Source organism: Kribbella sp. NBC_00359 (genome assembly GCF_036097425.1).
Lineage (GTDB): Bacteria > Actinomycetota > Actinomycetes > Propionibacteriales > Kribbellaceae > Kribbella.
Genome location: NZ_CP107975.1, coordinates 991,097 through 1,004,125, shown reverse-complemented (window position 1 = coordinate 1,004,125; position 13,029 = coordinate 991,097). Strand labels below are relative to the sequence as shown.

Genomic DNA, 13,029 nt, shown 5'->3' with positions numbered 1-13,029 from the left:
ATCTAGCACTCCCAGAGGTTGAGTTGATGTGTCAACTCGACCGATCGTAGCTCGTTTGGTTGATGTGTCAACCCGACCAGGTAGGATGGGGGTCGTGGGCAAGGAACCGTGGCTCGACGACGACGAGCAGAAGGCGTGGCGCAGCTATCTGCTCATGCACAAAACGCTGGAGACGCACCTCGAGCGCCATCTCCAGCGCGAGTTCGGCCTGTCCAAGTCGGACTTCGAGATCTTGGTCAACCTGTCCGAGTCGGACACCGGCCGGATGCGGGCCTTCGAGCTGGGTCAGCTGACCCAGTGGGAGAAGAGCCGGATGTCGCACCACCTCAGCCGGATGGAGAAGCGCGGCCTGATCAGCAAGGAGTCCTGCGACTCGCGGTACCCGGAGATCGCCATCACCGAAGCGGGGCGGGCCGCGATCAAGGCGTGCGCGCCGGCCCACGCGGCTCGGGTCCGGGAGTTCTTCGTCGACGTCTTCGGCCCGGACCGGCTGGCGGTGCTCGGTGAGGTGTCGGACGACATCGTCGAGGCGATCGGCAAGCACTGCGACACCGACTGCCCGCCGGCGGTCAGCGGTCTCAACGCATCCTGAGGAGAGCTCTCAGAGAGCTTTCAGCAGGACTTGATGGTCGCTTGACGTTCTCTTGGAGTGCGGCTGAGGAGCCTGCGGCGAGGCTGAGGCCATGGTCACCACAGATGCGTTCGACGAATCCCACGCCGCCCGGGCGGGCGCTCCGGCAGTCGCGCGGTCAGCGCGCGCCCGGTGGTTGCGCCGGGCCGGCGCCGCCGCGATCGCGACGGCCGTCCTCGGCATCGGCGGCACCGGCCTCTCGGTCGCCATCGTGTCTGCGCGGCACTCCGGCTCCGGCGGCACCGGTACGACGGCGAGCTCGACCGGCTCCGACGACTCGGGCTCGAGCAGCTCGGGCTCCGGTTCGAGCAGCAACTCCGGCTCCGGTTCGAGCTCCGACGACTCCAACAGCTCGGGCAGCGGGCTCGGTTCGGCGAGCTCAGGCTCCACGTCGCAGGGCGGGAGCAACGGATCATGACCGCGTCCCGGACCTGGACCGCCTGGAGCTGCACGGTCCGCCTGACGGTTGACGACCCCGCCGTCCTCGGTGCCGCGTGCGGTGAGCTGAAGGCCTTGATGGATCGCGTCGACAAGGCGGCCAGCCGGTTCCGCCCGGACTCCGAGCTGTCGATTGTCAACAACCGGGCCGGCGCCCTCGTGCCGGTATCCCGGCTGCTCGTCGACCTCGTCGACGTGAGCCTGGTCGCCGCCTCGATGAGCGGCGGCGCGGTCGACCCGACCGTCGGCTCGGCGGTGATCGCCGCCGGCTACGACGACGACATCGAGGCGGTACGGCGGAGATTCCCGCAGCCGACCGGTGACGCGAAGCCGGTCCCGGGCTGGCAGAGCGTCCAGCTCAACCGCAAGCTCGCCCTGCTCGGCGTACCGAAGGACTCCGCGCTCGACCTCGGCGCCACCGCCAAGGCCTGGACCGCCGACCGGGCAGCCCTGGTACTCAGCAAGCGCTACGGCTGTGCAGTCCTCGTCGAGATCGGTGGTGACCTGCGAGCCGCGGGCAAGCCGGCCGAGCCTTGGGTCATCACCGTCGCCGAACGCGCCGGAGACCCCGGAGTCCTCGTCAGCCTCGCGCACGGTGGGCTCACCACGTCGACCCGGACAGTACGCCGCTGGCAGACCCCGACCGGTTACGGGCACCACGTCATCGACCCCCGCACCGGACGCCCCGCCGACGGCCCGTGGCGAACCGCATCCGTCTGGGCTCCAACCGCCGTACGCGCGAATACCTTCAGTACGGCGCTTGTCGCCACTGGCGAGGCGGCCGTGGGGCGACTGACGCTGGCGGGTCACCCGGCCCGGCTGGTCGCCGACGACGGTGAGGTCACCGAGCTGTCGGGCTGGCCGGCTAAGAGCAGGGCCGCCTGATGACGCTGTGGTACCTGGCCCGCGCGGCCGGAGTCGTCGCCATGATCATGTTCACCCTGTCGGCCGCCCTCGGCATGGTCATGTCGGGCAGTCGGCGGCCGGAGCGCCGGTTCTGGCTGCAGTACGTGCACCGCTCGGCTGCGGCCACCGGACTGGTCCTGCTGACCACTCACGTCATAGCCGTGATCACCGACAGCTTCGTCGCTATCAGTCCGACGGTCCTGGTCTGGCCGTTCGCTTCCGGCTATCGGCCGTTCGCGATGGTGGTCGGCGTGCTCGCCCTCTACGGGATCGTGCTCACGTCTGTCGTCGGGGCCGCACGTGGCCGGTTGGCTCGATCAGCGTCCTTCACCAAGCACTGGCGGACGATCCACATCGCCGCGTCGGTCGGCTGGCTGCTGTCCATCGGGCACGCACTCCTGGCCGGCACTGACCGCGGTACGCCGTGGATGCTCGCCATCACCATTGGCTGCCTGACCGCGGTCGGTGCAGCCGCTGCGTACCGCGTCCGCGCCACCACGTCCCCGAACCTTGCCCGTGCCTGGAGGGCCCAATGACGATGACCATGCAAGACACAAGAGTCATCGGTCAGGCCAGAGTGCTGGCCGGACTCGACCAGGGCCGACTGGATCGGCAGCGTCATCACTGGATCCGCGGAGTCCAGCCGGACCTGACCCGCGAGGACTACACGAAGCTGTCCGAAGCAGTCGGACTCAGAGGACGCGGTGGCGCGGCCTTCCCGGTCGCCCTGAAGCTCGCGGACCTGCCGGCGAAGGGCGTCGAGGCTGTCGTCGTCAACGGCTCGGAGAGCGAGCCGGTCAGCCGCAAGGACCGCCTGCTCCTCACCCTCTCGCCGCACCTCATCCTGGACGGCGCCACCAGTCTGGCTCACGCGCTCGGCGCGCCCCACGTGCTGATCGCCATCCACGACGCGGCCGCGGCCATGTCCGTCCGTGAGGCTTTGATGGAGCGCGATGACCATCTGGCGATCGAGGTCACCGACACACCTGACCGCTTCGTCGCGGGCGAGGCCCGTGCGGTGCTAAGTGCGCTGGAAGGCGGTCCCGCCGTACCGCCCGGTCGGAGGGTGCTGCCGACGCGCAAGGGCTACCACCGGCGCCCGACCTTCTTGTCGAACGTGGAGACGTTCGCGCAGCTCGCCGTACTGGCGCGGCTCGGGGCCAGAGGGTTCAGCGACACCGGACTGATCAGCGAGCCGGGCACGCAGCTGCTGACGATCGACGGGGCTGTGCAGTGGCCTGGTGTGATCGAGACCCCGACCGGTGTGCCATTGGACACAGTGCTGCAGTTCGCCGGCGCGGAACCCGGGCCGGTGCTGCTCGGCGGGTACCACGGCCGCTGGCTGCCGCGGACCGATGGCCTGACACTGCAGCGACCGGAAGTGTCCGCGGGCATCATCCTGGCGCTCGGCGCGGACACCTGCCCGCTCGGTGAGGTGCATCGGGTCGCTGGGTGGCTCGCAATCCAGTCGGCGGGGCAGTGCGGTCCGTGTGTGTTCGGACTGGCGTCGCTGGTCGACGACTTCGACAGGTTGGTCAGGGGCGATCCATCTGGCTGGCACGACGCCCAGCGGCACCTGGGGCTGATCCCGGGCCGTGGTGCTTGTGCGCACCCGGACGGCTCGGCGCGATTCCTCGGATCGGCACTCGAAGTATTCGGTGACGACGTGCGGCTGCACCTCGCCGGTGGCGGTTGCGGAAGGCCGGTCCGGAGAGTCCTGCCGGTCCCTGGAGGTGTGTCGTGAACAAGCTGGAGATCGACTGGACGCGCTGCGACGGGCACGGCCTCTGCGCCACCTTGCTGCCGGACGATATCGTCCTCGACGAGTGGGGATTCCCGGTCCTGAGAGGCCGCGAGATCACCGCCGGTGAACTGCCGGACGCACGCCGCGCAGTCCTGGCCTGCCCGGCTCTGGCACTGCGGCTGAACGGACCGGTCAAACGGGTGTGACAGGCTCGTCCCGACATCACACCAGTGACAAAGGTGGACTAGTCTCTGAGTGACCGCACAACGTCGTGCGGTCCGGCGACGAGCCGCGCCGAGGTCACGTGTGGAGACGGTGGGGAATGCAGAGCAAGCTGGACGTCCAGAAGGCGGATGTGCTCGCCAAGGCGGTGGCCGCGGGGACACATGGGCACGACAAGTCGGTGGATCCGGCGAAGCTGAAAACCTTCCTGGAGCGGTACTACCGGCACGTCGCCGCCGAGGACGTGGCCGAGCGGCAGCCGAACGACTGTCTGGGCGCGGCACGGCATCATTACAAGACCGCAATGTCCCGCCCGCAGGGTACGGCGAAGGTGCACGTCTTCACGCCGACCCTCGAGGAGTACGGGTGGTCGGCGAACGGCCGGACCGTGGTCGAGATCGTCATCGACGACATGCCGTTCCTGGTCGACAGCGCCGCGATGGCGATCACCGAGCACGGCCTCGAGATGCAACTGCTGATCCACCCCCAGTTCGTGGTCCGCCGGGACATCGCCGGCACCCTGCACGAGGTCCTCGACGACACCGAGGCGACGGACGGGCACGACCTGGTCCGGGAGAGCTGGATGCACCTGGAGATCGAGCGGATCGCGGACACCGCCGAGCACCGCGCCCTCGAGCAGGAGCTGCAGAAGGTGCTGCACGACGTGCGCGAGGCGGTCGAGGACTGGCCGAAGATGCACGAGAAGGCGGTCTCCATCGCCGAGTCGCTGAACGCGGCCGACCTGCCCGTCGGCGAGAACGAGGTGGAGGAGGCGCGCGAGCTGCTCGAGTGGCTGGCCGACGAACACTTCACCTTCCTCGGCTACCGCGAGTACGACTTCACCATGGAGGGTGACCAGGGCATCCTGCGCGGCCGGCCCGGGACCGGGCTCGGCATCCTCCGGCCGGACCCCAAGCCGGGGTCGGGCAAGCTCCCGCCCGAGGCGAGCGCGCGGGCGCAGGAGCGGAAGCTGCTGATCCTGACCAAGGCCAACTCGCGGTCCACCGTGCACCGGTCGACGTATCTGGACTATGTCGGCATCAAGCAGTTCGACGCGAACGGCGAGCCGGTCCGGGAGAGCCGTTTCATCGGTCTGCTCTCGTCGACGGCGTACACCGAGAGCGTCATGCAGGTGCCGGTGCTGCGGCGCAAGGCGCTGGAGCTGTTCCGGATGACCGGGTTCGACCCCAACAGCCACAGCGGCAAGGGTCTGCTCGACGTCCTGGAGACCTACCCGCGCGACGAGCTGCTGCAGGCGCCGGTGGAGGACCTGCTGCCAATCGTGCAGTCGGTGCTGCACCTGCAGGAGCGGCGTGCGGTCAAGCTGTTCGTCCGGCGGGACGTCTACAACCGGTACCTGTCCTGCCTGGTGTACCTGCCGCGCGACCGCTACACCACCGCGGTCCGGCTGAAGATGCAGCAGATCCTCAAGGACGCCATCGGCGCGGAGACCGTCACCTACGCCGCCTACGTGACCGAGTCCGTGCTCGCCCGCGTGCACTTCGTCGTCCGGATGAAGCAGGGCGAGACGGTCGGTGAGTACGACGCCGACCTGCTCGAGCAGAAGGTGATCGAAGCGACCCGCGCCTGGGCGGACGACTTCACCGCGGCCCTGCACGCGCAGGGTGGCGACGGTGCGGTCACCCAGCTGGCCCGGCGGTACGCGAACGCGTTCCCGGAGGCCTACAAGGAGGACTTCGACGCCCGCGTCGCGGTCAACGACGTCAACGTACTGCAGAGCCTCCCGGCCGAGAACGGCCTGGCCATGTCGCTCTACAGCCCGATCGACGAGGAGTGGGAGGGCGAACGCCGCTTCAAGGTCTTCCGGACCGGTACGGCGCTCTCCCTGTCGCAGGTGCTGCCGCATCTGACCCACATGGGTGTCGAGGTGATCGACGAGCGCCCGTACGAGATCCGCTGCGACGACGGCACCGCGGCGTACATCTACGACTTCGGACTCAAGGCACCGGAGGACACCGAGGAGCGTGAGGAGCTGCGCAAGCTCTTCTCCGACACGTTCAAGGCGGTCTGGGAGGGCCGGGCCGAGTCGGACGCGCTGAACGCGCTGGTCCTGCGTGGCAGCCTCAGCTGGCGCCAGGTGTCGATCCTCCGCGCCTACCGCAAGTACATCCGGCAGGGCGGTACGCCGTTCAGCCAGAGCTACATCGAGAACGCGTTCCTGACCCACGTGGACATCGCGAGTCTTCTGGTCCAGCTGTTCGAGGCCAGCTTCGACCCGGCCCGCGGTGCGGCCGACGACCCGGACCGGACCATGCGCACGGATCAGCTCGAGAAGGAGATCCTGGCCGCGCTGGACACGGTGAAGAGCCTGGACGAGGACCGGATCCTGCGGTCCTACCTGACCGTGATGAAGGCGACGCTGCGGACGAACTACTACCAGCCCGGCCCGGACGGCCGGCCGCGGTCCTACATCTCGCTGAAGATGGAGCCGAAGGCGATCCCGGATCTGCCGGAGCCACGGCCGGCGTACGAGATCTTCGTGTACTCGCCGCAGGTCGAAGGTGTGCACCTGCGCTTCGGCGCGGTCGCGCGCGGCGGGCTGCGCTGGTCGGACCGGCGGGAGGACTTCCGCACCGAGGTGCTCGGCCTCGTGAAGGCGCAGATGGTGAAGAACTCGGTGATCGTGCCGGTCGGTGCGAAGGGCGGGTTCTACGCCAAGCAGCTGCCCGACCCGGCCGTCGACCGGGACGCCTGGCTGGCCGAGGGCATCGCGTCGTACAAGACGTTCATCTCCGGGCTGCTCGACATCACCGACAACATCGTTGCCGGGGACATCGTTCCGCCGAAGCACGTGGTCCGGTACGACGGCGACGACGCCTACCTGGTGGTTGCCGCCGACAAGGGCACGGCGACGTTCTCCGACATCGCGAACGGGGTCGCGAAGGAGTACGGCTTCTGGCTGGGTGACGCGTTCGCCTCCGGCGGCTCGGTCGGCTACGACCACAAGGCGATGGGCATCACCGCCCGCGGCGCGTGGGAGTCGGTCAAGCGGCACTTCCGCGAGCTGGGCCACGACTGCCAGAGCGAGGACTTCACCGTCGTCGGCGTCGGCGACATGTCCGGTGACGTGTTCGGCAACGGCATGCTGCTGTCCGAGCACATCCGGCTGGTCGCGGCGTTCGACCATCGGCACATCTTCCTCGACCCCGACCCGGTCGCGGCCACGTCGTTCGTCGAGCGGCGGCGGCTGTTCGACCTGCCGCGGTCGTCGTGGGCGGACTACGACGCGTCGCTGATCTCCGCGGGTGGTGGGATCTTCCCGCGGACCGACAAGGCGATCCCGATCTCGGCCGAGGTTCGCGACGTCCTCGGTCTCGAGGGCAGCCCGGCGACGCTGACGCCGGCCGAGTTGATGAACGCGATCCTGAAGGCGCCGGTCGACCTGTTCTGGAACGGCGGCATCGGCACCTACGTCAAGTCGACCGCCGAGTCGCACGCCGACGTCGGCGACAAGGCCAACGACGCGATCCGGATCAACGGCGCCGAGCTGCGCGCCCGCGCGGTCGGTGAGGGCGGCAACCTGGGCTTCACTCAGCTCGGCCGGATCGAGTACGCCGCCGGTGGTGGCCGGATCAACACCGACTTCATCGACAACGTGGCCGGTGTGGACACCTCCGACCACGAGGTGAACATCAAGATCCTGCTGGACAAGGTGGTCGCCGACGGCGACCTGACCGAGAAGCAGCGCAACGACATCATCGCGTCGATGACCGACGAGGTCGGCACGCTCGTGCTGAAGAGCAACTACCGGCAGAACATCGCGCTGGCCAATGCGACCGCGCAGGCGCCGGCCCTGCTGCACGTCCACCAGGACTGGGTACGGCGGCTGGAGCGGCAAGGACTGCTGGACCGGCAGCTCGAGTTCCTGCCGAGCGTGGCCGAGTTCAAGAAGCGCAAGGCGGAGGGCCGCGGGCTGACCTCGCCGGAGCTGTCCGTGCTGATCGCTTACACCAAGATCGTGATGGAGGCGGAGCTGCTCAAGACGTCGCTGCCGGACGACGAGTTCCTGGCGCACAAGCTGGCCAGCTACTTCCCGAAGGCGATCCAGGAGCGGTTCGGCGAGCAGATCCAGGGCCACCAGTTGCGCCGGGAGATCATCACCACCCAGGTGGTGAACGAGTTCGTGAACACCTCCGGCATCACGGCGTTCCACCGCCTCTCGCTGGAGACCGGCGGATCGGTCGAGGACGTCGTACGCTGCAATCTGGCCGCGTCGCGGATCTTCTCGCAGCCGGAGCTGCTGTCCCGCAACGCCGAGCTGGACAACGTCGTCGACGCGGCGGTCCAGACGCACATGCGGCTGGAGACCCGGACGCTGGTCGAGCGCGCGACCCGATGGCTGGTCAGCAACCGGCGCCCACCGCTCGACATCGACGACCTGATCGAGTTCTTCGGTCCCGGCATCGCCAAGCTCACCGCGGCACTGCCCGAGCTGCTGCGCGGCCGCGAGCTGGCGCTGTTCGAGCAGCGCCGGGAAGCCCTGGTGCAGAAGGGGGTTTCGCCCGACTTCGCGACCCGGATCGCGGTGCTGCCACCGGCGTACGCCGGGCTGGGTGTGGTCGAGACCGCGTCGCGCGACGACATCGACATCCTCGAGGTCGCCAAGGTGCACTTCGCGCTCGGCGAGCGGCTGCAGCTGGGCCGCTTCCTGGAACGCATCATCGGGCTGCCGCGCACCGACCGGTGGCAGACGATGGCGCGCGCCGCGCTGCGCGACGACCTGCACGCGGTGCACGCCAGGCTGACCCGCCAAGTGCTGGCGACGACCGACGCCTCGGCCGAGCCCGAGGACCGGGTCATCACCTGGCAGGACCAGAACGCGATCGCCCTCTCGAGGGCCGCGTCGATGCTCGAGGAGATCGTCGACACCGACGCCCCGGAACTGGCCCAACTGTCCGTAGGCCTCCGCCTGGTCCGCACCCTGATCGCGAACCAGGCCTGAGACACGGGCTGGTGGTGTCCGACGACCTGAGTGCCGCTCGTCGGCGCGGTCGGGATGCCGGGTCAGCGTTCGGAGACGACGACGTCTACTGAGTACTGGTCGGCTCGGTAGCAGTGGTTGCCGTATTCGACCGGGGAGCCGTCGGCGGCGTACGCGGAGCGGGTCATGGTGACGAGGGGCTCGGCCTTGGACATGTGCAGGGTGCGGCGCTCGTCGGCGGTGGCGTTGCGGGCGCCGATCCGCTGGCGGGCGACCGTGGGCCGGATCCCGCGGGCCCGGAGGACGGCGTACAGGCCGGTGCTGGTGAGTTCCTCGAGGCTCAGGTCCTTGAGTGCCGGAGGCAACCAGTTGCGCATGATCGCGAGCGGGAGGTCGTCGGCGTAGCGGAGCCGGACGATCGACACCAGCGGCGTCCCGGCCGGGAGCTCGAGCACGGCGGCCGCGCGGTCGTCCTGGGCCTCGCAGTCGAGCGAGAGCACCTCGGTCCGCGGCGTCCGGCCCTCGCGCTCCAGGTCGTCGTACAGGCTGGTCAGCTCGGCCTTGCGGTGCACCATTTGGTTCGCGACCGTGGTGCCGATGCCGCGGCGGCGGATCAGCAGGCCCTGGTTGACCAGCTCGGCGATCGCCCGCCGCACCGTCGGCCGGGACAGGCCGAGGCGGTCCGACATGGCGATCTCGTTCTCGAACGCGTCGCCCGGGTGGAGTGAGCCACCGGTGATGGCAGCCGTCAGTTGCTCGGCCAGTTGGTGATAGAGCGGCACCGGACTGGTCCGATCGATGCTGACCGGAAGGGCAACCATGGCGGGGATGTTACATGAGGAAGGTATGTATGTCTCGACGTGAAAATGTGTTAACAAACTATTGACACCTCTTGTATCGGCCGGGAAAGTTGCGGGCAACGAGCACAAGGCCGTGGCGCGGCAGCATGAGCAGAGAGGTCGACACATGCGGATCGGGTTGGTCGGGGTGGGACGGATCGGGGTGTTCCACGCCGCGACGCTGAAGGCGTTGCCGGCGGTGGACCAGTTGGTGGTCGCGGACGCCGATACTGGCCGCGCCGAACTGGTCGCCAAGGACCAGGATGTGGAGTTCGCGCCGGATGTCGAGGCGTTGCTGGCGAGCGGGCTGGACGGTTTCGTGATCGCGGCCGCGACCACGGCGCACGCGGACCTGATCGCGGCCGGTGTCGCGGCCGGTGTGCCCACGTTCTGCGAGAAGCCGGTCGCGATCGACCTCGCCGAGACCCTGCGGGTGGTCAAGCTGGTCGAGGGTTCCGACGTACCGGTGCACATCGGCTTCCAACGCCGCTTCGACGCCGGATACCAGGCGGCCGCCGCCCAGGTGCGGTCCGGAGAACTCGGGTTCATCCACCACATCCGGGCGAACACGAACGACGCGTTCCCGCCGGCGAAGGAGTACATCCCGACCAGTGGCGGCTTCTTCCGCGACTGCACCGTGCACGACTTCGACATCATCCGGTACGTCACCGGCCGCGAGGTCGTCAGCGTCTTCGCCACCGGCGCGAACCGCGGTGAGTCCTTCTTCAGCGACTACGGCGATGTCGACGCGGCCGCCGCCCTACTCACCCTCGACGACAACACCTTCGTCGCCGTGAGTGGTACGCGGTACAACGCCGCCGGCCACGACGTCCGGATGGAGATCCTCGGCAGCCTCGGCTCGGTCGCGGTCGGGCTGGACGAGCACACCGCGTTGCGTTCGGCCGAGGCCGGTGTCACGTTCCCCGGCGGACCGTCGCACCCGACATTCATGGATCGGTTCCGTCCGGCGTACGTCGCCGAGCTGACCGCCTTCACCGAGGTCGTGGCCGGCACCCGCGAGGTGCCGTGCACGGTCCGCGACGCTTACCAGGCATTCCGCACCGCGGACGCCTGCGAGCTCTCCCGCCGCGAGAACCGCGTCGTCGCCCTCGACGAGATCGCATGAAGCACGACCGCTCGAAACCCGCATCGACAACAGAGGAGATCGGCCGATGACTGACCTTGCTCTCCGGATCGCCGGAGCCCCGATCTCCTGGGGCGTCTGCGAGGTCCCGGGGTGGGGCTGGCAGTACGACCCGCGGACGGTACTCACCCAGATGCGTGAGATCGGTATCGCGGCGACCGAGTTCGGCCCGGACGGGTTCCTGCCCGACGACCCGGCCGAGAAGGCGAAGACCCTGGCCGATCTGGGCCTGCGCGCCGTCGGAGGCTTCGTCCCGGTCGTCCTGCACGACCCGGCGCACGATCCGTCCACCGAGGTGGCCAGGGCCCTCGAAGGTTTCGTCGCGGCCGGCGCGACCACCCTGGTCCTCGCCGCCGCGACCGGCCACGAGGGGTACGACGATCGCCCGGTGCTGGACGAGGCCGGCTGGAACACCTTGCTGGCCAACCTGGACGAGCTGTCCGCGCTGGCCGCGGACCGCGGCGTGCTGGCCACGATCCACCCGCACGTCGGCACCATGGTCGAGAACGCCGACGACGTCGAGCGCGTCCTGCGCGGTTCGTCGATCGGACTCACCCTCGACACCGGGCATCTGCTGATCGGCGGCGTCGACCCGGTCGAGCTGACGCTGCGGAACACGGCACGGATCAAGCACACTCACCTCAAGGACGTCGACGCGCAGTGGGCCGCGAAGGTCCAGGCCGGCGAGGTGAGCTACACCGACGCCGTCCGCCAGGGCCTGTACCGCCCGCTCGGCGCGGGCGACATCGACCTCGCCACGATCGTGACCACGCTGGAGAACGCCGGCTACGACGGCTGGTACGTGCTCGAGCAGGACACGATCCTGGCCGGGCCGCCGGCCGATGAGGGACCGGTGGCCGACGTCCGGGGCAGCATCGAGCACCTGCAGGCGATCGCGGGTGGGGTCTGATGGCGCACGACGTACTCACGATCGGGCGGATCGGGGTCGACCTGTACCCGCTGCAGGTCGGTACGCACCTGGAGGACGTGACGTCGTTCGGGAAGTTCCTCGGCGGGAGCGCGACGAACGTGGCGGTCGCCGTGGCACGGCACGGGCGCGCGTCGGCGGTGATCAGCCGGACCGGCAACGACCCCTTCGGTACCTTCATCCACCGGACCCTCGGCGAGCTGGGCGTGGACGATCAGTTCGTCGCCCCGGTTGACGGGCTGCCGACGCCGGTCACGTTCTGCGAGATCTTCCCGCCGGACAACTTTCCCTTGTACTTCTACCGATTCCCGAAGGCGCCGGACCTCGTCATCAACCCGTCCGAGCTCGACCTCGACGCGATCCGGGACGCCCGGATCTACTGGTCGACCGTGACCGGGCTGTCGGCGGAGCCGTCGCGGTCGGCGCACTTCGCCGCCTGGGAGGCGCGCGGACGCAAGCCGATCACGGTGCTCGACCTGGACTACCGGCCGATGTTCTGGGCCGATCCGGGCGAGGCGCACGAGCAGGTCAGCCGCGCGCTCGACCACTGCACCGTTGCCGTCGGCAACCGTGAGGAGTGCGAGGTCGCAGTCGGCGAGACCGATCCGGACAAGGCCGCCCAGGCGCTGCTGGACCGCGGGCTCGACCTGGCTGTCGTCAAGCAGGGTCCGCGCGGCACCCTCGCCCGGACCCGGGACGAGCGGGTCGAGGTACCGCCGTTCCCGGTCGAGGTGGTGAACGGTCTCGGTGCCGGCGACGGGTTCGGCGGCGCGCTCTGTCACGGGTTGCTGTCCGGCTGGCCGCTGGAGAAGGTCATCCGCTTCGCCAACACCGCCGGCGCCATCGTCGCCTCGCGCCTCGAGTGCTCCACCGCCATGCCCACCACCGCCGAAGTCCTCTCCTCCATGGGTGATGAAGCATGACCTCTGACGCGAATCCCGACGCCCGCCGGCAGATCCCCATCCGCCGGGCGGACGACGCGCCCGGCCCCGACGACGAGCCGACCGTCATCGCCCGCCCCGGCGACCCGACCATCGCGGCCCACCGCCCCGGTCCGGACGACCCGACGATCGCCGCCCACCGCCCCGGCCAGGACGACCCGACCGTGGTCGTGCAGTCCGCGCCGACGCGAAGCCGGCCGGCACCTGGTGCGTACTCCACCGCTCCCGACCGCCAGACGACGGTCATCGCGGACCTCGACCTGCCCACCGAGCAGCCGGTACCGCAGGCCGGGT

General features: G+C 69.3%; 11 protein-coding genes. 10 read left to right on the top strand and 1 reads right to left on the bottom strand.

The genetic code is table 11. From position 1 onward, the window contains the following. Window positions 1-94 precede the first annotated feature (94 nt). From OG876_RS04840 to OG876_RS04810, 7 genes are all read left to right on the top strand, one after another. Window positions 95-592, top strand: coding sequence for a MarR family winged helix-turn-helix transcriptional regulator (locus tag OG876_RS04840; protein WP_328523538.1), 498 nt, complete (start codon window positions 95-97; stop codon window positions 590-592). 91 nt (window positions 593-683) lie between these two features. Beyond that, window positions 684-1,049: a hypothetical protein gene (locus tag OG876_RS04835; protein WP_328523537.1), complete on the top strand. Its 366-nt coding sequence runs from the start codon at window positions 684-686 to the stop codon at window positions 1,047-1,049. Beyond that, window positions 1,046-1,954: an FAD:protein FMN transferase gene (locus tag OG876_RS04830; RefSeq protein ID WP_328523536.1), complete on the top strand. Its 909-nt coding sequence runs from the start codon at window positions 1,046-1,048 to the stop codon at window positions 1,952-1,954. Before OG876_RS04835 ends, OG876_RS04830 begins: the two co-directional genes overlap by 4 nt. After that, window positions 1,954-2,511, top strand: a complete 558-nt coding sequence (locus tag OG876_RS04825; RefSeq protein WP_328523535.1) for a hypothetical protein — start codon at window positions 1,954-1,956, stop codon at window positions 2,509-2,511. The genes OG876_RS04830 and OG876_RS04825 overlap by 1 nt, the downstream gene beginning before the upstream one ends. Window positions 2,512-2,519: 8 nt before the next feature. Then, complete coding sequence (locus tag OG876_RS04820) at window positions 2,520-3,719, top strand: NADH-ubiquinone oxidoreductase-F iron-sulfur binding region domain-containing protein (protein WP_328523534.1); 1,200 nt, start codon at window positions 2,520-2,522, stop codon at window positions 3,717-3,719. Next, window positions 3,716-3,925: a ferredoxin gene (locus tag OG876_RS04815; protein ID WP_328523533.1), complete on the top strand. Its 210-nt coding sequence runs from the start codon at window positions 3,716-3,718 to the stop codon at window positions 3,923-3,925. Before OG876_RS04820 ends, OG876_RS04815 begins: the two co-directional genes overlap by 4 nt. 116 nt (window positions 3,926-4,041) lie before the next feature. Next, entirely contained in the window at window positions 4,042-8,904 is a 4,863-nt protein-coding gene (locus tag OG876_RS04810; protein ID WP_328523532.1) for an NAD-glutamate dehydrogenase, read from the top strand. Window positions 8,905-8,966: 62 nt separating this feature from the next. On the opposite strand, the gene OG876_RS04805 is transcribed toward OG876_RS04810, so the two are convergent. Further along, on the bottom strand, window positions 8,967-9,704 hold the full coding sequence (locus tag OG876_RS04805) for a GntR family transcriptional regulator (protein WP_328523531.1): 738 nt from the start codon (window positions 9,702-9,704) through the stop codon (window positions 8,967-8,969). Window positions 9,705-9,849: 145 nt separating this feature from the next. On the opposite strand from OG876_RS04805, the gene OG876_RS04800 reads away from it, so the two are divergent. Genes OG876_RS04800 through iolC form a run of 3 tightly spaced genes read left to right on the top strand, consistent with a single transcriptional unit; the run spans window position 9,850 to window position 12,717 of the window. After that, the gene (locus tag OG876_RS04800) at window positions 9,850-10,848 is read left to right on the top strand and encodes a Gfo/Idh/MocA family protein (protein ID WP_328523530.1); all 999 of its coding nucleotides are present in this window, start codon (window positions 9,850-9,852) and stop codon (window positions 10,846-10,848) included. A gap of 46 nt (window positions 10,849-10,894) precedes the next feature. After that, window positions 10,895-11,776: a sugar phosphate isomerase/epimerase family protein gene (locus tag OG876_RS04795; RefSeq protein WP_328523529.1), complete on the top strand. Its 882-nt coding sequence runs from the start codon at window positions 10,895-10,897 to the stop codon at window positions 11,774-11,776. After that, window positions 11,776-12,717: a 5-dehydro-2-deoxygluconokinase gene (iolC, locus tag OG876_RS04790; protein WP_328523528.1), complete on the top strand. Its 942-nt coding sequence runs from the start codon at window positions 11,776-11,778 to the stop codon at window positions 12,715-12,717. The genes OG876_RS04795 and iolC overlap by 1 nt, the downstream gene beginning before the upstream one ends. Window positions 12,718-13,029 lie beyond the last annotated feature (312 nt).